Source organism: Arthrobacter sp. SLBN-83, from assembly GCF_006715285.1.
Lineage (GTDB): Bacteria > Actinomycetota > Actinomycetes > Actinomycetales > Micrococcaceae > Arthrobacter.
On sequence record NZ_VFMX01000001.1, the window covers coordinates 1,403,516 to 1,424,254 of the forward strand.

Sequence of the window (20,739 nt, forward strand, 5' to 3'; positions counted from 1 at the left end):
GGAGACCGCTTCCTGCACAACCGATTCCATGCCGCAACATCCGCTCCCCAGTGCGGATCCTGCCGGTACATGCGAATATAGTCCCGCAACCAGCAGCCACACCACACGGTTACCGCTGGATTTCATCAAGATTGAACCCTGCTCTTGCTCAAGGCCGGGGGTGTTGTGGCAGGGGCGGGAATCCCCTCGTCATCTGTCTCCCCACCCGTTATGCTCTAGAACACCCGGGCCGGGGCATGGTTCGAGACGGAATGGGTCATGAATATTGGTCGCTGGCGCCTCCGCACCGCAGGCCTGCTGGCCGCAGCTTGCCTTGGCCTTTCCGGCTGCCAGGAGCAGCCCGTCCCGAATGCCGGGACCGTGCGTTTCACGGCGTCTGGTGACCTGGGGATGGGGTCGGGGGCGCGGCAGGTGCTGGACGTGGTGGCCCGCCTCAAACCGGACTTCAATATAGCCCTGGGTGACTTCTCCTACAAGGCAGGCGCTGAGCAGGAATTTTGCCGGATGGTGACCAGGAAGCTCGGCCCGGATTTCCCTTTTCAACTCATCACGGGCAACCATGAAAGTGATGGCCACGACGGGCTGATCGCCAACTTTGCCCGGTGCCTGCCCAACCGGCTGCCCGGCCTCCAGGGCGAGTATGGCGTCCAGTGGTACGTGGACGTGCCGCAGGACCGCCCGCTGGCCCGGATCATCCTGATTTCCCCCGGACTGGAGTTCCAGGACGGCAAGGAACTGGACTATTCCGGCGGCAGCGATCGCTGGAAATGGACTGAGGACGCCATCGACGGTGCCCGTGGCGCCGGCATCCGCTGGACCGTGGTGGCCATGCATGCGCCCTGCTTCAGCCTGGGCAAATACGGCTGCGTCGCGGGGCAGGAGATCACCAACCTCCTGGTCAGCAAGAACGTTGACCTTGTGCTGACGGCGCACGAGCACGTGTACCAGCGCAGCCACCAGCTGGCGGTGGGCGGCGAGTGCGCCTGGATTACTCCCGGCCGGACCGAGGAGTCCTGCATTTCCGACGCCGAGGGTCCGGTGACGCAGGGAATGGGGACGGTCTTTGCGGGCGTCGGCACCGGTGGGCTGGGAGGGCACAAGGTCCAGGCTGATGATCCTGAGGCGGGCTATTTTGCTGCGTGGTCCGGGGTAAACAAGGATCCCGCGCTGGGGACGCTGGATGTGTCGATTACCGAAGCCCGGTTGGATGCCCGCTTTGTGCCCGCGGCCGGGTACACATTCACGGACCAGTTTTCCATCGTCCGTTGAGCGGCCCGATCGGTTTAGCCAGCCTCTGCGCGCCGGCTGCACAATAGGAGCGGCTCCGGTCCGCCGTAGTGGCGGGCCGGAGCCGCTCCTGTATTCAGTTACCTATTCAGTTGTCTATTCAGTTGTGCGCTTCCACTAGCCCGCAGGCTTGAGGGCTGTCCGCCAGGCGGCCACCGCCCTGGCGGCACTGAGGGTCCAGGTGGCTGTTCCGCTGGCGCCCGCCGTCGGCTGCGGTTTGTCCGCCTGTTCGGCGATCTGGCCGGCCGCAGCCTCCCACCGTTCGGTCCATCCGGACGGGGGTGTGACTACAGGGGCGCTGCAGTCGCATGCCACGCCGCCAATCAACATCGCGCCGTTGGTGGCAGTGGTGATGCTGGCCACCGTGATGCTGGTGGCCGAGTAGCTGGTGTCAGCGGCGGTGACCACGGAGCTGTCCAGCGGCGTGGTGTTGTTGACGCCGCGGTAGGCGGTGATGCCGCCGCCCCACTTGGCAGCGGTGCTGAGGGTCCAGTTGTACGTTCCCGGATCCCCGGCACCTACCACCTTGTAGTAGGCGAAAGCCCGCGCCCCGGAGGTTGACGTGCTGTTGATTGACTTCGCATTCACCATGGTGGTCCAGCCGGCCGGTGCCGTCAGGTTGGGGTTGAGGTCCGTGGTGATGGAGGCCACCAGCACGTCGCCGGCTGCGGTGCCCGCGGGTACCGGCAGCGAGGCCGTGGTCACGGCGGTCCCGGAGTTTGCGGTGCTGGAATTCACCACCGTGATGCCGCCGGTTGCGGGCGGCGGTGCCGTGCCCACCGAGATGGTGGTGCTTGCAGAGGACGATCCTGCGCTGTTGGTGGCCGTCAGTTTGGCGGTATAGGTGCCCGCCGCCGCATATGAATGAGCTGGATTTTGCGCGGTGGACGTGCCGCCGTCACCGAAGTCCCACGCCCAGGACGTAGGCGTATTGGTGGACGTATCCGTGAACGTGACGTTCAGCGGCGCAGCGCCGGACGTCGGGTTGGCGGTAAACGAGGCTACCGGCGCCTGGCCCGCGGGCGGCGGCGTGGTGCCCAGGGGACGGTCCGAGAACCAATAGCGCTTGGCTACGTTGTCGCTGGCCATGACCACCAGCCCGGTGGAGTTGTTCACGCTCTGCTTGCTGGTGGTTACGTCGTTGATGTTCGACGACGATGCCGCCTGCATGATGGGCGTCCCGCGGCCGGAGCCGAAAACAGGATTGTCCATGGATGCGGTCTTCTCATAGATGCTGCCCGCGACGCCCGAGTAGGCACAGCCTGAAACCGAGGTCGGTGGAGCCGTGTGGAACGCCCGCACCAGGTTGTTCTGGGTGTCCAGGATGATCTGCGGACGGGATACGCAGTCGCCGGTCTTGGCGATCGTGGACTGCGTGAATGCTCCCGTACCCGGCTTGAAGACCAGGAGGATCTCCTGGGGCAGGGTCTTGTCGCTTGAGATGTCGTTCAGGCTGGTCTTGACCGCCGCGAAGACCCGGCCGGTGGTATCTGCCTGCAGGGTCTTGAGGTTCAGATGGTCATCGGACTGGCCGTTGCCACGCAGAGCGGGCTGCAGCTTCCAGGACGCATTGGCAGCATCTGAGTCCTTGTGGGTGGCCCACCAGACGGTGTTCGCCTTATGGTCGCTCCACATCACCCCGACTTGTCCGTTGCCGAAGGCGACCACTGCCGAGATGTCGTCCGGGGCAGGGTTCGGGTTGCTGACGGGAAGGACGAAGGGCGTCCCCCAGGAGGCGCCGCTGTTGGTGGCGGCGTTCATGTACACCGTGTTGGTGTACCCCGACGTCGAATTCCCGCCCACCTGCGTCCAGGTCGCCCAGACCCGGCCGGTGGTGTCCTTGTCAATCGTCATGGATTCACTGGAATTGTTGGTGATGGTGGTGGGGAAGCCACTGTCCAGCGTGTACTTGCCGCCCGCGTAGCTGTACCGGTAGAGCTTGGCCGGCGAGTTTGAAAGTGAGGGCTTTGGGGTGCCATCGCCAGTGATGGTCACTACGTGGGAAGCGATGTAGAGATGGGATCCGTCCCACATCGTGTCCGCCAGTGTGCTGGCCCTGGTGTCGTTGACCACCCCGGTGTCCACCCAGGTCTTGGAGGCCCGGTCCAGCCGGTAAATGCTCCACCCGGTTCCGGACTTCCACATGTCAGCCCACCAGGACCCGTCATTCCACCACAGCTTGCTTTGCGGCTTGTCCGACGTGGGCGGGTTGGAAACCCCCGAGTAGGCCATGCCTTGGGTGCCGTACACGGTGTCGGCTACGGCCGGCCCGGGAACGCCGAGGATGGAGGCTGCAAGAACCAGTCCGACGGTGAGGGCCTGGCCCGTCCGGCTAAAGAAATGTCTGCGTCTGAGCTTCATAAGGGAACTCCTGGGGCTTGGGAAACAATCGGGGAACGTCTGCCCGTTGGCCCAGTCACAATGAGCTCTCCGCCCCCAAGTACCGAGAAGCGTATGCCCGCATTCCTACTGGGGCAATGCAGTTGCCTTACCTAAAAAGGGGTTTTTCCCTATCCCCTACCTAACGCTTTTTGGGGCTCCCGGATCCCCTATACCTAACGAATTCCGCCGCAAGCCACCCCTTTACTTGCCTAACAGGGGGTAAACCCCAGGTGAAAAGCGAGTACCTACTACTCGTGATACCCGGATTAGGTAGGGGATAGTCTTCCGGAACGGCCAGAGGATTGGCGATGGGTTGCTGGGGGACAGCGACCAGACCATGACCGGATTAAGCGTTGGTGCCGCCGCCACAACGGCCGGCGGCATTGTCAAGAATCCGAACTGTCATGAAGTGGTGAGGCAATTGTCGATTTCGCCCCAACTTCCAGCTCTGTTTTCCGAGCCGGGACTTTTATCTGCACAGGCCTCGATCAGCGTAGTCATTCCCACGCTGAATGAGGAAAAAAACCTCCCCTGGGTTCTCCGCCGGATGCCCGCTTATGTGGATGAGGTGATCATCGTGGACGGCCGCTCGCAGGACAAAACTGTTGAAGTGGCCAAGGCGCTGCGCCCTGACGTGGTGGTGGTCAACGAAACCCGAAAAGGGAAAGGTGTAGCGCTCCGTGCCGGCTTCGCAGCGGCGACAGGGGACATCATCGTGATGCTGGACGCGGACGGGAGCATGGACCCCCAGGAAATCGGGTGGTTCGTTGCGCCACTCCAGCACGATTTTGATTTCGTGAAGGGCTCCCGGCACGTCACCGGCGGCGGGTCGGAAGACCTGACGCGGCTGCGGAAGGCCGGCAACAGGGCGCTGACCGGACTTGCGAACGCTGTGCTGCACAGCAATTACTCGGACCTCTGCTACGGGTACATCGCCTTTCGGCGGGAGTGCCTGGAGGTGCTGGAGCTGCAGTCCGACGGCTTTGAGATCGAAACCGAACTCATTGTCCGGGCAGCCAGGGCGGGCCTGCGGATCGCCGAGGTCCCCAGCCTCGAGCTGGACCGGATCTCGGGGGCGTCCAACCTCCAGACGTTCCGCGACGGCTGGCGCGTCCTGCACACGCTTGCCCGGGAATGCACGCTTTGGGAGGCACCCACGGCAGGAGCGCGCCCGGAAGCACTCCGCCGCGTGAAGTACACCTACTCCAACGTCCGCTTCCCCAGGCTTCCCGTGGATCCGCACAGCGTCCTCGCTCCGGCCATGAAGCCGCAGGAAGCCCTTGTTGCAGCGGCGGTGGGCCAGCATGCTTGATCGTGCCAAACCCCTGTCCGTGTCAGTGGTGATCTGCGCCTACACCTCAGAGCGTTGGGGCATGCTGCTGGACGTCATCGAATCAGTCCGCAACCAAACCCTTGCTCCGGACCAGATCCTGGTGGTCATCGACCACAACGAGGACCTGTACGAGCGGCTCATCGAGATTGTCGACGACGTCACGGTAATTGAGAGCACCGGCCTGCCGGGGTTGTCCGGGGCCCGCAATACGGGCGTCGGGCTCGCCGATTCGGACATCGTTGCCTTCCTTGACGACGACGCCGAGGCGGCGCCGGATTGGCTCGAGCGCCTGCTTGCGCTGTACGACGATCCGGACGTGCTGGGGGTAGGCGGGAAGGTGGTCCCGCTGTGGGAGTCCGGGCGGCCCGGGTACTTCGCCGAGGAGCTGGACTGGATTGTTGGATGCAGCCACCGCGGCCTGCCCCGCGTGGCTTCGGAAGTCCGCAACGTCATTGGTGCCAACATGTCCTTCCGGCTTGAGGTGCTGCGGCAGGTGGGCGGCTTCAACCAGTCGCTGGGCCGCAAGGGCACTATGCCGCTGGGGTGCGAGGAAACCGAGATCTGCATCCGCTCACGAATGGGCTCCCCGGGCTCGCGCATTGTCTACGAACCCGCGGCACTGGTGCACCATCACGTTCCCGCATCCCGCGGTACCTGGCGCTACATGATGTCCAGGTCCTGGTCCGAGGGATTGTCCAAAGCCCAGGTCAGCCAGCTGGTGGGCCACAAACGCGCACTCGGCCCGGAACGCCGTTATGTCCGCAGCGTGCTCCCGCGCGCAGTGTTCACCGGCCTCACATCGTGGGGACGGGATGGCAGCCCCGACGGGCTGGGCCGTGCCGGTGCCGTTATCGCCGTCCTGGCCTGCACCGCTGCCGGGTACTTCCGTGGGCGCCGGCTCCAGCATTGGACCGGGCCGGAGGAAGAGGATCAGGTCCTGGTTGTAACCGGTGGGCAGTGGAGGGAAGTGCAATGAGCGAAGGCGCCAGCCAAGTGCTTGAGGAGCTCCAGGGCGAGGCACTGATCCTGGTGCCCGCCATGGAGTCCCCGTTGCCGCCGGCCTGGCCGGGGGCGAGGTGGATCGGGTCCGTGGATCTGGAAGACCTCGCGGACTGTTCGCGCTTTGAACTGGAGAACCATGCTGGATACGAACGGGCACGGCTGCTGGTGCGCGCGTCGGGGGCTGTGCGGGGATTTGTCGATGTGCCGTCGCCGGCGGGAATCGTGGATCGGGCTGTCTTCGAGGACGCCCTGGCGGCCCTGCCGCCGGTCCCATCATTCCCGCCGGCTGTGACGGTCCCGCACATCACCGTGGTGGTGTGCACCCGGGACCGTACCCAGCAGCTGCGCGGCGCCTTGATGACAATCCTGGCCCTGGACTACCCGCGGTTCGACGTGGTGGTGGTGGACAACGCACCGGCGACCCGCGCCACGGAGGAACTGGTGCGCCAGGAGTTCCGGGACCAACGGGTACGGCTTGTGACGGAACCCGTCCCGGGCCTCTCCCACGCCAGGAATACCGGCCTTCGCCACGCCACGGGCGACCTCGTGGCTTTCACCGATGACGACGTTGTGGTGGACAGGTCCTGGCTGCGGGAACTCGCCGCGGCCTTCGAGGCCGTGCCCGGAGTGGCCTGCGTGACGGGCCTGGTCCCGGCCGGAGAGCTCCGCACTCCGGCCCAGGGCTACTTTGACTCGAAGGTCAGCTGGTCACGGAGCCTGGTCCCGCAGGTCTATTCGCTGGCAAACCCGCCCGCTGCACTGGCCAAATTCCCCTTCAGCCCAGGTGCATTCGGGACGGGTGCCAACTTCGCACTGAGGCGCCAGGCCGCCCTGCGCCTTGGCGGTTTTGATCCCGCCCTGGGTGTAGGCACTCCCACGGGCGGCGGCGAGGACATCGACATGTTTACCCGTGTCATCCTCGAGGGGCACGCGTTGGTGGTCCAGCCCGCCGCCATCGTGTGGCACCGCCACCGGGACGGGCTGGAAGACCTGCGCGTGCAGGCCCGGGGCTACGGCAACGGCCTCGGGGCGTGGATGACCAAGGTGATGATGGACCCCCGCACTGCACGGCTGGCACTTGCCAGGAGCTGGGGGGTTGGGCTCGAGTTCCTGAACCGCCGTCCACAGCCCACCCAGCCGGCCCTCCAGGGGCCCCCGGTGCACAGCTCCCTCGAGGCCCAGGTCTCCAGGCTCGTCTGGCTGCAGCTGCTGGCGGTGGCCTTCGGACCCTACAAATACCTGCAGTCGCGCAGGGCCGCGGGCAGCTAAGGCAAGCAGCTACGACAACAGTCCACAGGTGCTGATCGCGGAGGCCCCCTCCGCCAGCGGCAAGAGCAACATCCAGGAGTTGAAACAGTATGGCGCTTCTTATCAGGGGTGACGTGTCCGGCCCGATGCACTCCCGCACTTCGCTCCCGCGCAGGCCAGGCTACCCGGAGTACGCCCTGGCACTGCTGGGTGCATTGACGGCGGTCCTGATCCTGTTCGATGCCGGTGGCGAATCCATGGCCGGAGCCAAACTCCTGGTATGCCTTGCCGTCCCCGGGTGGGCGCTGGTCCGGTGGCTGCGCCACGTGGATCCCGTTGCCCGCTTTGTCTTCACGGTGGTCGCCGGCGCAACCGCTTTCGCCCTGACTGCCGCAGTGATGGGGTGGCTCCAGCTCTGGAATCCCCGGCCCGCCGCCGTCGGAATCCTGCTTGTGTCCGTGGCCGTCCTGCTGATCCCCGGGCCACGCACTGCCTGGCAGGCTCCTGCCCGGCTGCCCCGTCCGCAGCTAGCCACCTATGCGCCCGGGCTGGTCCTCCTGGCAGCCATGGTCCTGTGGGCAGCCACGTTGGAGTCCACAAACCACCACCTGGGGGACTATGGCCTCCTGACAGCCTTCCCGGCCACCTGGTACATTTCGCTGGCCCTCGTTGTCGCTCTGTGCATCTGGAGCGCTGCCCGGCCGGGCGTGCACTCCGGGTGGCTCGCCGGAGCTTCAATCACGGGACTGGTGGTTATCCTCTACTCTTCCGCCGGCCTGCTGACCGACGTCCCCCGCCTGCCCTGGACCTACAAGCACATAGCAGTGACGGACCTGATCCAGACCACTGGCCAGTTCGATCCGGACATCGACATCTACAACCGCTGGCCCGGCTTCTTCCTGTTCAGCGCTTTCCTTGGTGAATCCAGCGGCTACAAGGACGCCCTGTCCTACGCCGGCTGGGCCGAGCCGGTATTTGCCCTCATGAACGTGGCCCTGGTGCTTGCGATTGCCAGGACCCTGACAAAGAACCCGCGGATTTACTGGACCAGTGCGCTGGTTTTCGCGCTCTCCAACTGGCTGAACCAGAACTACTACTCCCCACAGGCGTTTGCCTACACCCTGCACCTGACCATGTGCCTGGTGATCCTTACGTTCCTTCGTGGCACGCCGGCCGGGTGGGTTCAAAGGCTTGAGGACAGGCTCGCCAACCGGTTCTCCAGGTCTAAGCCGGAACCGGAAGAGGTCAAAACCTACACCGGCCGGCAGCAGGCGCTGGCAATCGTGGCGGTCCTGGTCCTGCAGGCGATGATCGTCATGAGCCACCAGTTGACGCCCTACCTTGCCATCCTGGGGCTGCTTCCCCTCTTCCTGGTGCGCTACTTCAAACCGGCCTGGGTGGCGCCGGCGCTGCTGATGATGGCCTTGCTCTACCTTCTTCCGAACGCCGAGTTCGTGAAGGACAAGTACGGCCTGCTCAACAGCTTCGACATCTTTGCCAACGCCGGCTACAAAGCCGCCAGCGGGGCACCGGGCCCGTCCCTCCTCTCCGGGCGGTGGCTGGCACGGGAAGCTTTGGCGTTGTCCCTGTTCACCGCCCTGCTTGCGGGGCTGGGATTCATCCGCAACTTCCTTCGCGGCAACGTCCGCACCACCCTGATCGTGGGCACGTTTGCGGCGACGCCGATCATCGGCCTGTTCGGAACGTCCTACGGCGGAGAGGGCAGGCTCCGGGTCTTCATGTTTGCCCTTCCCTGGCTTGCCATCGGTGCCGCCTGGCTGTTCTGGTCCGGCAAGCTTCCGGGCCGGAAGGCAGTGGTGGGTGCCGCGTCCGCGGTCTCCATCATGGCCATCATGTTCACCACCGTGTACTTCCAGAACGAAGCCAACGTCCGGGTGCCGGCGGCCGATGTATCGGCAAGCCGCTGGCTGGACTCGAACGTTCAAAAGGGCGACGCGGTGGTGGAGACGAACTACCACCTGCCACTCCTGGTCGGCCCGCACTATTCGTTCTACCTCCGCAGCGGCCAGCTGGTTTCGGTTGCCGCAAAGCTGCACAACACGGGCCAGCCATTCACCGGGGATGACATGCTCGCCTACGTTGACAAGACCAGGGCAGCCGCGAAGATGCGGCCCTCCGACCGGGTCTTCGTAGTGGTATCGGACCTGCAGCAGCGGACCTCCACAGGCGTCCTCCGGCAGTTCCCCAAGGATGTCCTGGTACCCCTTGAGCACGACTTGGATGTGGCAAGGGGCAGCGACCTGGTCTTTGAGAACAAGTCGGTGAGGATCTACGAGGTTACCCGTGCTGACTGGGGAAAATAGCGGCCGGATGTACCAGGTTTCGCTCGTCACCGTAACGTCGTTGTCCATTGTCGGGGCCGCCTTGCTGGCCCTCCATGGCGACTCGTCCAACGTCACCGACGCGCCCAGGGGGGATCTCCCTTCCTGGCGGCAGACCATGGTCCAGGACTTCGACGTCCCGGCCCCGCTGGGCGCCGTGGGGCAGGTGTACGGGCCGGACATGCGCGGGTATTCGGGGTTCTCCGATTCCTCGGGCTACGGCACGTACACCCCGGACGATGTCCTTTCGGTCCACGATGGCTACCTCGATTTCTACCTCCATTACTCGAACAGCAGGCCCCGCGTGGCCAGTGTGATTCCGTTCGGGTACACCGGCCAGACGTACGGGCGGTATTCGGTGAGGTTCCGCTATGACTCCACCCCCGGGTACAAGATCGCCTTCCTCCTGTGGCCGGCCAGTGACAACTGGAATGAGGGGGAAATCGACTGGCCCGAAGGAGCCCTGGACGGGCCCCTCTACGGGAACTCCGCCATCAAGGGGACACGCACGTCCAACGGAATGCAGTTTGATCCCGGAGATAAAAAGTATTCGTCGTCCCGGCCCGGCCAGTGGCATGTTGCCACGATCGAATGGAGCCCGGGACTGGTCCAGTGGTTCCTGGATGACGAGTTGGTTGACCAGACCACCAAACCAAAGGGCGTGCCGCGTACCCCGATGCGCTGGACACTCCAGGCGGAGACCGCCGATGACGCCACAAGCACCTTTCCAGCCACCGATGTGGCCGGGCACGTGCAGGTGGACTGGGTGGTGCAGTATGCCTACACGCCGTAAACGAAGCAATTGCCGTGACCGCGGCCCAGAACACCTTGGGGGATTTCACCATGGATATCACCAGTGACCTTCCTGTTCCCGAAGAGCTGGGGGACATCGGCCGCCCGGCAGGGCCGCCGGTAGCCGGTACCCGGCAAATCCACCCCCGGGTGGCGGCCGTATTCAATGTCCTTGACGGGGACGGGCTCCCCTGGCTGCTGCTCCGCGGCGAGGACGATCTGGCCCTGCCCGCAGGGGATGTGGACATCCTGGTGGACCGGCAGATCCTGCCCCGCCTGGATGGCTTGATGGCCGACGCGGGGTTCTGCCGCGTCCTGGCATGGGGCCATGGCAGCCATCGGTTCTACTTCTGCTACTCGTTGGAGGAGGACGCCTGGATCAAGCTGGACGTGGTGACGGAGCTGGCATTCGGCCCCTACCAGCAGTGGCGCACGTCGTGGGCTGCGCGGTGCCTGCGCCGCCGGATCCGCCACGGCTCCTACTGGCTCCCGGACGCTGCGGACCAGGCCTGGCTCCTGCTGCTGCATCTGTTCATGGACAAGGGCCATGTGCCGCAGGAGCGGCAGGAGCTAGCCCGCGCGGCTGCTAAGGTGGCGGCCGACGGCGGCAGGATCGCGGAGTCGGTCCGGCGGCGGGTGGGTGCCGGGCTGGCAACGGACATGCTGAACCTGGTCCTGGCCGAACGGTTCGGGGATGCGCCCGCCATCGCTGCCCGGATGATGGCTTCATGGAGCGGCGGCGCCCACGCCAGGCTCATCGCCGGAGCCAACCGGACGCTGCGGCGGTCCGGCGCCCGGGTCCAGGGACATACCCCCTTGCTGGGTGTCATGGCTCCGGACGGGGCGGGCAAGACAACCCTTTTGAACGGGTTGCACGCGGACGTGCCGCTGCCTACCAAATACGTTTACATGGGCCTGTGGGGGGCCGGGCCCTGGGACAAGGTGCTCAACCGGGTTCCGGGAGGGCGGACGGCCAAGAAGGTTTACCGCCTGGTGCGTGGCGGCGTCCTGGCGAGGTTTTACCGCCGCATGGGCAAGGTGGTGCTGATGGACCGGGTGGCGTACGACGCCCTGCTTGCCGGCCCGGGGGGCGGCCCGCTGGCGAGCATGAGCAACGCACTGGCGATGGCTGTGATCCCTGCCCCCGATGTACTCCTGGTGCTGGATGTGCCCGGCGCAGTCATGTTTGCGCGGAAGGGTGAACACAGCCCCGAACTCCTGGAATCGTGGCGGAACGACTACCTCATGCTGGCCGGGCGGCTCCGCGGCAGCAGGGTGGTGGATGCTGCGCAGCCGGCAGAGGCTGTGCAGCGCCTGGCCACCGGCATCATCTGGGACTCGTTCTCCCCTCCTGCCGGCAAGGAAACCCGGCATCGCCCTCCCCAGCCGGCTTCCGCCGTCGAGCCTCCAACCCAGGCCGGTCCCGTCACAGAGCCCGGCACCAGTGAAGCTCTGTCCCTTCATCTCTGGCGGCTCCTGGACTGGCGGTTCCTGCTTCCCGTCCTGCAGCCCCGCACCCTCGGCTTCGCCGGGAAGGTGGGTCCTGAGGCAGAGTCCGCGCTGCGGTTGCTGGACCCGGATGCGGTCCGGCTGCCCGGGCCGGGAACCGGGCCAGGCGGCAGGACCTGTGATGTGGTGTTGCTGGCCTCGCCCGACGCCGGCGAGATGGAAAGCGCAGGATTGGCGCTGGAACCCGGTGGCTGGATCTGTGTGGAGGCCAGCCGGTCCCTGCTGCAGCGCTCCGGTCCCCGCACCCTGAGGGGCTGGAAACGGACGCTGGAGCGCCACGGCTACCAGGACGTTGCCCTGTACTGGAATGCCCCCAACCGTGAGCGCACCGCAAGGCTGGTTCCGGTGGAGTCCGGCGTGACCATCAAGGACACCCTGGCCCTGCGGAAGGACGTGCGCTTTGGGGCACTGAAAGCAGCCGCGGTGCGCATGGCCCTTGGGCTGCGTGTTTTCGACCTCCTGGTCCCCGAGGGCACCGTCACGGGGCGGCGGCCGGAAAGGAATGAGCAGCCATGAGTTTCGTGGACCAGTTCCTGCGCGACCACTTCGACGAGTTCGCCCTTGACCGGTACGGCCTGGGAAAGCACTGGGAGACGCTGCTGCTGACCCCGCGCTTCGCCACCTCCCGGCACGTGGTGGCCCTGGTGTTTCCCTCCCGGGAAAGGGAACCCGCATTGGTGGTGAAAGTGCCCCGCCAGCCCGGTGACAACAGTGGTGTGCGCCGTGAGGCTGACATGCTGGGCCAACTCTCGGCCGCCGTCGACAGCTCCGGCGGCGGGGTTCCACGCCTGGTGGGCATCAGGGACGTGGGACCCTTCGCGGTCCTCGTGGAAACTGCCTTAACCGGCATGCCCCTTGATCCGCGGACGGTGGCAGCGGACCTGCCGTCCGCCGTCGCCACGGGGGCGGAGTTTGTGGCTTCCCTTCCGTGCACGCACGCTGCCGCGGACAACACCGACTGGTACCAGCGCGCCGTCGCCGAGCCCCTGGCGGCACTTGAAGGCCTGGCGGGGGATGCCCCCACCGGCCAACTGGTGGAGCGGACCCACCAACTCCTGGCACCCCTGCGCCAGGCGGAGCTGCCCGCCGTCATCGAACACGGCGACCTGAGCCACCCCAACCTGCTCATCAAGCCCGGCGGCGCCCTGCAGGTCATGGACTGGGAACGGTCCCTCACTGACGGCGTGCCCGGGCATGACCTGGTGTTCTACCTCCAGTACCTGAGCGAGTCCAGCGAACAGGCGTTCGCCAGGGAGGCCCAGCTGGCGGCCTTCGACAAGGCGTTCGGCCAGGGCGGCTGGGCGCTCGACCCGCTGTCCCGCCACCTTGGCATGAGGGGAGTGGACCAGTCGCTCCTTCCCCTGCTGGTCATCGCCACCTGGGCACGGTCCACCGCCACGCTCGCCGACCGCCTGGCCCAGGAAGCGGAGGCGGATCCCGTACAGGGGAACGGGAAAGTCCGGGCTACCCTCCAGGCTGACAGGGACTTCTGGTTGTGGCGCCATGTGGTGGAAGCGGCCTAGGGGCAGCAACTTTCCCCGGTCCAGGGCAAGACAACCCCTGGGAGGTCCGGCTTTCCGCCTCCCCCTCAACCTTCGTGGTTGCGCCTGAACAGCCCCAGGATCTCGTCGTGCAGCTCCCGGTAGCCGAACCGGAGCACGGCGTACACCAGTGCCACGCCGGCAACCACCATGACCGCCAGCGTGGGGACTGGTCCCAGCGCATGCCGCGCGAGGTTCAGCAGGCCCACCAGCGCCACCGCGGCGCCGCACACCAGGCCGGGCAGCGCGGCGCGGAGCATCCTGCGCATCCTGGTCCCCATCACTTTGGCCGCCACCGCCTGCATACCGAACGCGAAGACCACGGCCACCACCATCTGGGCACAGGCGACACCCACTATGCCCCAGCGGGTGGCAAAGATCAGTGCGGGGAGGAGGACCACCAGGCGGACCACGGAAATCCAGATGGAGAGCCCGGGCCTGCCCAGGGCCTTGTAGACGTCGTTGGCCCCGGCACCCAGGGACCGGGCCGCCGCATACAGGGCAAGGTATACCAGCGGCGTGACCGATTCCTCCCACTGCTGGCCAAACAGGACCGGCACCAGGACAGGGGCCACCACGGCCAGTCCCACGCCGGCCGTAATGCCGTACAGCGCCTGCACCGTGACACTCTTCAGGTACCCGTCCCGCAGCCGCTGCCGGTCGCCGCGGACCTGCGTGTACAGGGGGAACAGGACGGTGGAGAGCACGAAGAAGACGTTCAGGATCAAGGCCTCGGGCAGCCGGAAGGCCAGCGTGTAGAGGCCCAGTGCGTGGGCGCCCAGGATAACGCCGATAACCAGGTAGTCGACGTCGAAAATCGCCCTGGCCAGCATGGTGCTGCCGGCGACGGGGGCACCAAAGCGGACGTTCTCGCCAATGGCGCTGCGGCTCACCCGCCAGAGCTGCCAGGGCGCCTCGTGGCGGACCAGGAACCAGCAGGTGGCGGCGTAGGCCACGGACCCGGCGGCTGTTCCGACGGCGAGAGACCAGGCGCCGTGACCGGTGAAGGCCAGGTAGAGGGTCACCGTGCCCATGGTTGCGGCGCGCAGCACCGGCGCCGCCGTCAGCTGCCGGAACTTCAGGTCCCGGCGCATGATGGCTTCCGGGACGGCGCCGCATGCGGTGGCCAGTACTGAGATACCCAGGACCTGCACCAGCGGAGCCACCCCGTCGAGCCCGACCAGGTCCTCCACGGCATCTGCGGCAAGCACCGCCGCCAGAGCCAGCACCACACCCAGGCCCACGGAAAGCAGCAGTGCCGAGCGCGCTATGACAGGCGTCCTGGGGAGGTAGACCAGGGCCTGGCCCACTCCGGCGTCGGCGATGGTTTCGGCATACGCCATCAGCACCAGTGCCAGGGCAACGAGGCCGTATTCCTCAGGCGACAGGAGCCGCGCGAGCACCACCGTGGTGACCAGTACGATCACCCTGCCGGAGGCAAAGGCCAGGCCCTGCCATAGGGCTCCGCGGACGCCCTTGCGTTCCAATTCCCCCGGCGCGTATGTCACGGTTGCCTGTTCGGTTGGGAGAGCTCCCCGGCAGGGGAAGACGCGGCAGCCGCACGGACCTCGGCGAGGTATTCCTCCGCGACCGCGTCCCAGGTCCGGACCGGGGCGGCGTTTCCGCCTTGCGGCGCGCCCTGCCCCGATCCTTCCGGCGGCCCTTGCTGCGGCCCGTGCGCTGCCCGGGGAAGGGCAAGTTGCTCCACCACCCTGCGGACAAGTGCCTCCGTGCTGCCTTCAACGGCGAGCAGGGGATGCGCAGGCAGTTCCCTGGCAGCCACCGGCGTTGCCACCACGGGCAGCCCGGCTGCCAGGGCCTCCAGCACGGAGTTTCGGATGCCCACGCCGTGTTCGTCCGGGAAGACTGCCACATCGGCCCCGTGGAAAACGTCCAGGATGGAGGGCACGTTGGCCAGGACATCCACCTGAGGGCCGGCCAGTGCCTGCACAGCCGGTGTCGGCCGCCGCCCCGCGATGACGAAGCGGGCGTCCGGGACCTCCTGCCACACCTGGGGCGCGATCTTTTCAACCAATACGGTGGCGCTGTCCACATTGGGGGCGTAGTTGAGGCTGCCCGCGAAGCAAACCACGGGTACGTCCGGCCTCCGCCGGGGTCCGGTGGCCACTTCCGTTCCGTTGGCGATGCTCCTGACCGGCCTGCCCAGCCTGGCGGACCACGCGGCAGCATCCTGCGCCCCGACGGTCAGCAGGCGGGCTCTTGGCGGCAACTGCCGCTCAGCACGCGCCGCCAGATCTTCACGCAACCGGTAGGCGGCCCGGAAGGTCCGGGCGATCGCTGTGTCCATCCCGGCCCGGATGGACCAGGGGTCCACCGTCTGCAGCACCAGGGGCCCGGTGACGTGATGGGACAGGAAGAGGGCGTGCGGTCCGTGGATAAGTGTGGCGTCCTGGCCGGCGGACAGGCGTGCTGCTGCAGCTCGGGCGGACGGTGTGGCACGCCGTTGTTTTCCCAAGCCGGTGAGGCCGCCCAGGGACCGCACAAAGGCTGAAAGTTCTTCCCGGGGTGCCAGTTCGTACACTGCTTCACACCGGTTCCTGATGTCTGCCGGAACCGGGACGGGGCCGGAGAACGTCAGCAGCGTGACGGCAACATCCGCAGGAAGGTGCAGGATCACCTCGTACGGAATCATGGAGCTTCCATCGCCCAGTTCCGGGTCCCGGTTGGGCACGCTTTCGGTCACGTACAGGAGCTTCATTGCAAGAGTGTAATGGATCACACCCCGCGTGGAAGGGTTGCTTTGGGCAACCTTGAGGGAAACCACAGGAAAAGCAGAAGGACGACGGCGGGAGGTCCCGCCGTCGCCCTTCACCACCAGGTGCGTGGCTTGCTACTGCCAGGCCCGCACGTAGTCCACCAGCATCTGCGACTGCTGGCCGTAGGCCGGGTTCGTGGACGAGGCGCCGACGTTCAGCACGATGTACTGCGGAGCGTTTCCGTCGTTCGTGGGGTAGGACTTGACCTTGATCCCGTCGAAGTACACATCCGAGGAGTTGGCCATCCGGTGCAGGCCGAACGTGTGGTACTCGTTGGCCCAGTTCCCGCCCACGCCGCCCTGGTTTTGGGAGCCGGAAGTGGAATGGTAATTAACGGTCATCTTGGCCTGGAGCACCTCGGCGATGTCGTTCTCGCCGGTGGCCGGCCAGGACTGCCCCGTGGTCCAGAACGCGGGCCAGTTGTAGAGGCCGTTGGCGTTGCCGGGGAACTTGATGCGGGCCTCCACGTAGCCGGTGGTGAATTGGAAGCCCGTGCCTGCCCCGCCCTTCGGGTTGGTCGACACCAACGCCCCGGAGGTGGAGGATGCCAGGCCCAGGGCAAGGTTTCCGTTGGCCACCGAGACGTTCGCGGGGCTGGTGGTGACCTTATTCATGGTTCCGCAGCCGGGGGAGAACCAGCAGCCGGACCACGCGGCCGTGTCCAGTCCGCCGCCGTTGAAGTCGTCGGCAAACGCCAGGCTCCAGTTCCCGGGCACTCCGGTAGGCACCGGGGCGCCACTGTTGGCGAGCTGGGCTGCGGCGGGCGCCACGGCGATGGGGGCTTCGGGGGTGGCAGGGGCGGCGGGTGCCGGTGGCTCTGCGGCGGCAGCGGGCTGGGGAAGCGCCGGGACCGGCGCGGGAGCGGTGGCCGGGGAGGGCGCCGGAGCCGGCGTTGCGGGGGCAGGAGCAGCTGAAGGCTCCTGTGTAGGGGCATCGTTTACGGGGACACCACTGCCGGTGTCGGAGGCGCTCGCCACCCGGGCTACATCTGTGGGATGGGTACTGTGTGCCAAACCGAGGCCCAGGGAAGCCGCCCCGAGAAGCGCTGCGGCGAGGCCGGCAGCGAGGGGCCACGGCCGCCGCGCGGCGCCTTGTTTCGCTTCGGTGGAAGGAAGGAGGGGAGAGCTGGAAGCTGTCTCGTTTTGATAACGGGGCGCTGGGTCGGCGCTGTGTTTGCGGTGTGCGGGCATGGGGAAGTTACCTCTCAACGCCTGCGGAGTTAGCTGTCGGGTTCGGATGAGGCATCCGGCCGCGTGCGCGGCTTCACCCCAGGGCAGGCGCAAGCCAGGCCCGTGAGACTTGGGTTCCCCGCCTCTGCCTGGTACTTGGTGGATCACCGGAAGCGGCAGAGTTGGGCGTCATCCGGGATTGGGGCCGGCTGGGGGCGGCCCCCGCTCGACCGTACACGAACCCGGCGCTAAAATCACAATTAGGTAACGGGGCTCACGCGGGAGGCATGCGGGAAGTCCTCCGAGCTGGAGGCAGCCCGGCCTCTGGCCCGGTTTTCCACATAGCAGCACTGGGGCTGACTGTCCCCGGAACCACGCGGCTAGCCTTTGAGTCAGGCACAGATCGCCTATCGGGTCCAAATGCACTAAGATAGTGAAGTCTGTGCTGCGTCCTGCCTCCGTTCCGGCGGCAAGGCATTGCACGGAATCGCAAATGAACCTCCTGTTACGGAAATGCCGTAACCGCTTAGCCCAAAGGAGGTGGGTTCACATATGCGTCCTTACGAATTGATGGTAATCATCGACCCCGAGGTCGAAGAGCGTACCGTTGAGCCGTCGCTTCAGAAGTTCCTGAACGTCATCACCAACGATGGTGGAACCATCGAAAAGGTTGACATCTGGGGCCGTCGCCGTCTGGCTTACGACATCAAGAAGAAGTCCGAAGGTATCTACGCCGTGGTGAACTTCACCGCCAAGCCGGAGACCGCCAAGGAACTTGACCGCCAGCTGTCTCTTAACGAGACCATCATGCGCACCAAGATCACCCGCCCCGAAGAGCAGAAGGTTGTTGCTGAGTAATTCAGCCGTCTTCATTCTTTACCCCGCAGGAAACGCACTCTTCACCCAGGATCGAACAAGGAGGCAGTAGATGGCAGGCGAGACCACCATTACGGTCATCGGTAACCTCACCAATGACCCGGAATTGCGGTTCACACCGTCCGGTTCGGCAGTAGCGAACTTCACCATCGCTTCCACCCCCCGCACCTTTGATCGCCAGTCCAACGAGTGGAAGGACGGGGAAACCCTGTTCCTCCGCGCCGCTGTCTGGCGTGAAGCAGCCGAGAACGTCGCCGAATCCCTGACCAAGGGAATGCGCGTCATCGTGACCGGCCGCCTGAAGAGCCGCTCCTACGAAACAAAAGAAGGCGAAAAGCGCACCGTCATCGAGCTTGAGGTCGACGAAATCGGCCCCAGCCTGCGCTACGCCAACGCCAAGGTCAACCGCACCCAGCGCTCCGGCGGACAGGGTGGCGGCGGCTTCGGCGGCGGCAACAGCGGCGGTGGCTTCGGAGGCGGCAACTCTGGTGGAAACCAGGGCGGCAACTCCGGCGGAGGCTGGGGCGGCGGCAACCAGCAGGCTGCACAGGATGATCCCTGGGCCACGCCCGGTGTATCCAACGCAGGCGGCTGGGGCAACGGCCCCGATTCCGAACCTCCCTTCTAAAACCCAAACAACGGCCCGGCGCCGGAACTGCCAAGGTGTGCAACGCACTCAAAGCAGCTATCGCTGCCGGACCACCACCATCCCGTGGATCAATGTCCACGGGCTCCCTAGAATAGGAGCTCCACGATGGCTAAGGCTGAACTCCGTAAGCCCAAACCAAAGTCCAACCCCTTGAAGGCCGCTGACATCACTGTCATCGACTACAAGGACGTAGCATTGCTGCGCAAGTTCATCTCCGACCGCGGCAAGATCCGCGCCCGTCGCGTCACTGGCGTTACGGTGCAGGAACAGCGCAAGATCGCCCAGGCAATCAAGAACGCCCGCGAAGTTGCTCTGCTGCCTTACTCCGGCGCTGGCCGCGGCTAAGGAAGGGATTAACTAACATGGCAAAGCTCATTCTGACCCACGAAGTTACCGGTCTCGGTGCTGCTGGCGATGTTGTGGAGGTCAAGGACGGTTACGCACGTAACTACCTGCTGCCCCGCAACTTCGCCCTGACCTGGTCCAAGGGTGGCGAGAAGCAGGTTGAGTCCATCAAGGCTGCCCGCGCCGCCCGCGAGCACGCTTCCCTGGAAGATGCTCAGAAGCAGGCCGCTGCACTGTCCGCCAAGCCGGTCAAGCTGGTCGTCAAGGCCGGCGAGTCCGGCCGCCTGTTCGGCACCGTCAAGCAGGGCGACGTCGCCGACGCTGTTGAGGCCGCTGGCCTTGGCAAGATCGACAAGCGCAAGGTTGAACTGCCGGCCCACATCAAGTCGGTTGGTTCCTACCAGGCCAACGTCCGCCTCCACGCTGACGTTGCTGCTGTGATCGAACTCGACGTGGTGGCAGGAAAGTAATTTCCCGCACCACGTCTCGACCCCCGTCGCCGGTTTCCGGCGGCGGGGGTCTTTCATTTGGCGGTGGTAGCCTGCTCCGGTGACCCCGACACCCCGCAGCCGTCCTTTCCACCAAGTGGATGTATTTGCCAGCCAGCCCTACCGCGGCAACCCACTCGCCGTCGTCCTTGATGCCCAGGGCCTGGACGCCGCGACGATGCAGCACTTCGCCAACTGGACCAATCTTTCGGAAACCACCTTCCTCCTGCCGCCCGAGGATCCCCGCGCGGATTACAAAGTCCGGATCTTCACGGGCTCGGAGGAGTTCCCGTTCGCGGGCCACCCCACCCTGGGCTCGGCCCATACCTGGCTGGAAGCCGATGGAGTGCCAAAGGCGGACGGCTACGTGGTGCAGGAGTGCGCGGCGGGGCTGGTCAGGGTAAGGCGCGACGGCGGGAGGCTGGCTTTCGCGGCACCACCCCTGACGCGCTTCGGCCCTGTGGACGCGCCGGTCCGCCGGCAGCTGGCGGCAGCGCTGCGGTTGCCTGTGGGTGATGTCCTTGACGCCGCCTGGCTGGTCAACGGCCCGGAATGGATCGGGGTCCTCCTGGCGTCTGCCGACCAGGTGCTGTCCCTTGAACCGGACCAGGCAGCCATGGGCGACCTGAAGGTTGGAGTCATTGGGCCCCATGCAACGGGCGCCGGTACCGACTTTGAGGTCCGCACGTTCCTGCCGGGCGACGCCATGGTGGAGGACCCGGTCACGGGCAGTTTCAACGCCGGAGCCGCACAGTGGCTGATTGGAAGTGGACGTGCGCCGGAGCAGTACCTGGCCTCGCAGGGGACGGTCTTGGGCCGCGCGGGGCGCATCCACATCAGTGGCGGGGACGGGGAGATCTGGGTGGGCGGCGATTCCACCACCTGCATCAAGGGAAGCGTGCTGCTCTAGGCAGGGCGCGGTCCCGGTCTGATCAGAAGGGTTCGGGGCCGTGGGCCTGTCCGGGAATACTTCGAAGCTGCCGGCAGTTCATCGGTATA

The 20,739-nt window shown here is 65.9% G+C and carries 17 protein-coding genes and 1 riboswitch; of the genes, 13 read left to right on the plus strand and 4 right to left on the minus strand.

Annotated elements, in window-relative coordinates; all coding sequences use genetic code 11:
- The first annotated feature begins 258 nt into the window (after nt 1–258).
- Nucleotides 259–1,269: a metallophosphoesterase gene (locus FBY30_RS06410; protein ID WP_142132070.1), complete on the plus strand. Its 1,011-nt coding sequence runs from the start codon at nt 259–261 to the stop codon at nt 1,267–1,269.
- Between the two features lie 135 nt (nt 1,270–1,404).
- Here FBY30_RS06410 and FBY30_RS06415 read toward each other — a convergent pair whose 3' ends face one another.
- Entirely contained in the window at nt 1,405–3,648 is a 2,244-nt protein-coding gene (locus FBY30_RS06415) for a PKD domain-containing protein (protein WP_200830646.1), read from the minus strand.
- 433 nt (nt 3,649–4,081) lie between these two features.
- Between FBY30_RS06415 and FBY30_RS06420 the strand changes: the two genes are divergently transcribed.
- From FBY30_RS06420 to FBY30_RS06450, 7 genes are all read left to right on the plus strand, one after another.
- A complete protein-coding gene (locus tag FBY30_RS06420; protein WP_235009543.1) occupies nt 4,082–4,981 on the plus strand; it encodes a glycosyltransferase family 2 protein in 900 nt (299 codons plus the stop codon).
- Nucleotides 4,974–5,978, plus strand: a complete 1,005-nt coding sequence (locus tag FBY30_RS06425; protein WP_142132072.1) for a glycosyltransferase family 2 protein — start codon at nt 4,974–4,976, stop codon at nt 5,976–5,978. Before FBY30_RS06420 ends, FBY30_RS06425 begins: the two co-directional genes overlap by 8 nt.
- Entirely contained in the window at nt 5,975–7,273 is a 1,299-nt protein-coding gene (locus tag FBY30_RS06430) for a glycosyltransferase family 2 protein (protein WP_142132074.1), read from the plus strand. The genes FBY30_RS06425 and FBY30_RS06430 overlap by 4 nt, the downstream gene beginning before the upstream one ends.
- 89 nt (nt 7,274–7,362) lie before the next feature.
- A complete protein-coding gene (locus tag FBY30_RS06435; RefSeq protein WP_142132076.1) occupies nt 7,363–9,576 on the plus strand; it encodes a hypothetical protein in 2,214 nt (737 codons plus the stop codon).
- Between the two features lie 7 nt (nt 9,577–9,583).
- Nucleotides 9,584–10,387 carry a glycoside hydrolase family 16 protein gene (locus FBY30_RS06440; RefSeq protein ID WP_142132078.1) on the plus strand — a complete coding sequence of 268 codons (804 nt, stop codon included), beginning with the start codon at nt 9,584–9,586 and terminating at the stop codon, nt 10,385–10,387.
- Between the two features lie 50 nt (nt 10,388–10,437).
- Entirely contained in the window at nt 10,438–12,411 is a 1,974-nt protein-coding gene (locus FBY30_RS06445) for a hypothetical protein (RefSeq protein ID WP_142132080.1), read from the plus strand.
- Entirely contained in the window at nt 12,408–13,418 is a 1,011-nt protein-coding gene (locus FBY30_RS06450) for an aminoglycoside phosphotransferase family protein (protein ID WP_142132083.1), read from the plus strand. Before FBY30_RS06445 ends, FBY30_RS06450 begins: the two co-directional genes overlap by 4 nt.
- A 65-nt stretch (nt 13,419–13,483) precedes the next feature.
- Here FBY30_RS06450 and FBY30_RS06455 read toward each other — a convergent pair whose 3' ends face one another.
- The 3 genes from FBY30_RS06455 to FBY30_RS06465 form a co-directional block, all read right to left on the minus strand.
- Nucleotides 13,484–14,944, minus strand: a complete 1,461-nt coding sequence (locus tag FBY30_RS06455; RefSeq protein ID WP_160141451.1) for an oligosaccharide flippase family protein — start codon at nt 14,942–14,944, stop codon at nt 13,484–13,486.
- Nucleotides 14,941–16,155, minus strand: a complete 1,215-nt coding sequence (locus FBY30_RS06460; RefSeq protein ID WP_142132087.1) for a glycosyltransferase — start codon at nt 16,153–16,155, stop codon at nt 14,941–14,943. The genes FBY30_RS06455 and FBY30_RS06460 overlap by 4 nt, the downstream gene beginning before the upstream one ends.
- A gap of 132 nt (nt 16,156–16,287) precedes the next feature.
- Nucleotides 16,288–17,190 (minus strand): glycoside hydrolase family 16 protein, encoded by a 903-nt coding sequence (locus FBY30_RS06465; RefSeq protein ID WP_142132089.1) that lies wholly within the window; start codon nt 17,188–17,190, stop codon nt 16,288–16,290.
- Between the two features lie 217 nt (nt 17,191–17,407).
- Nucleotides 17,408–17,554: riboswitch (cyclic di-AMP (ydaO/yuaA leader) on the minus strand.
- Between the two features lie 380 nt (nt 17,555–17,934).
- Between FBY30_RS06465 and rpsF the strand changes: the two genes are divergently transcribed.
- From rpsF to FBY30_RS06490, 5 genes are all read left to right on the plus strand, one after another.
- Nucleotides 17,935–18,240, plus strand: a complete 306-nt coding sequence (rpsF, locus tag FBY30_RS06470) for a 30S ribosomal protein S6 (RefSeq protein ID WP_015939036.1) — start codon at nt 17,935–17,937, stop codon at nt 18,238–18,240.
- 70 nt (nt 18,241–18,310) lie between these two features.
- The gene (locus FBY30_RS06475; protein ID WP_141158852.1) at nt 18,311–18,886 is read left to right on the plus strand and encodes a single-stranded DNA-binding protein; all 576 of its coding nucleotides are present in this window, start codon (nt 18,311–18,313) and stop codon (nt 18,884–18,886) included.
- Nucleotides 18,887–19,012: 126 nt separating this feature from the next.
- Nucleotides 19,013–19,252, plus strand: coding sequence for a 30S ribosomal protein S18 (gene rpsR, locus FBY30_RS06480; protein ID WP_003800144.1), 240 nt, complete (start codon nt 19,013–19,015; stop codon nt 19,250–19,252).
- Nucleotides 19,253–19,269: 17 nt separating this feature from the next.
- Complete coding sequence (gene rplI / locus FBY30_RS06485; RefSeq protein ID WP_018769834.1) at nt 19,270–19,722, plus strand: 50S ribosomal protein L9; 453 nt, start codon at nt 19,270–19,272, stop codon at nt 19,720–19,722.
- A 79-nt stretch (nt 19,723–19,801) separates the two neighbouring features.
- On the plus strand, nt 19,802–20,650 hold the full coding sequence (locus FBY30_RS06490) for a PhzF family phenazine biosynthesis protein (protein WP_142132091.1): 849 nt from the start codon (nt 19,802–19,804) through the stop codon (nt 20,648–20,650).
- Nucleotides 20,651–20,739: the final 89 nt, after the last annotated feature.

Excerpts from the sequence above, each read along its gene's own strand:
- FBY30_RS06445 (WP_142132080.1), top strand. The coding sequence starts at position 10,438 with ATGGATATCACCAGTGACCTTCCTGTTCCCGAAGAGCTGGGGGACATC.
- FBY30_RS06410 (WP_142132070.1), top strand. The coding sequence starts at position 259 with ATGAATATTGGTCGCTGGCGCCTCCGCACCGCAGGCCTGCTGGCCGCA.
- FBY30_RS06450 (WP_142132083.1), top strand. The coding sequence starts at position 12,408 with ATGAGTTTCGTGGACCAGTTCCTGCGCGACCACTTCGACGAGTTCGCC.
- FBY30_RS06430 (WP_142132074.1), top strand. The coding sequence starts at position 5,975 with ATGAGCGAAGGCGCCAGCCAAGTGCTTGAGGAGCTCCAGGGCGAGGCA.
- FBY30_RS06415 (WP_200830646.1), bottom strand. The coding sequence starts at position 3,648 with ATGAAGCTCAGACGCAGACATTTCTTTAGCCGGACGGGCCAGGCCCTC.
- rplI (WP_018769834.1), top strand. The coding sequence starts at position 19,270 with ATGGCAAAGCTCATTCTGACCCACGAAGTTACCGGTCTCGGTGCTGCT.
- FBY30_RS06435 (WP_142132076.1), top strand. The coding sequence starts at position 7,363 with ATGGCGCTTCTTATCAGGGGTGACGTGTCCGGCCCGATGCACTCCCGC.
- rpsR (WP_003800144.1), top strand. The coding sequence starts at position 19,013 with ATGGCTAAGGCTGAACTCCGTAAGCCCAAACCAAAGTCCAACCCCTTG.
- FBY30_RS06425 (WP_142132072.1), top strand. The coding sequence starts at position 4,974 with ATGCTTGATCGTGCCAAACCCCTGTCCGTGTCAGTGGTGATCTGCGCC.
- FBY30_RS06460 (WP_142132087.1), bottom strand. The coding sequence starts at position 16,155 with ATGAAGCTCCTGTACGTGACCGAAAGCGTGCCCAACCGGGACCCGGAA.
- FBY30_RS06440 (WP_142132078.1), top strand. The coding sequence starts at position 9,584 with ATGTACCAGGTTTCGCTCGTCACCGTAACGTCGTTGTCCATTGTCGGG.
- rpsF (WP_015939036.1), top strand. The coding sequence starts at position 17,935 with ATGCGTCCTTACGAATTGATGGTAATCATCGACCCCGAGGTCGAAGAG.
- FBY30_RS06475 (WP_141158852.1), top strand. The coding sequence starts at position 18,311 with ATGGCAGGCGAGACCACCATTACGGTCATCGGTAACCTCACCAATGAC.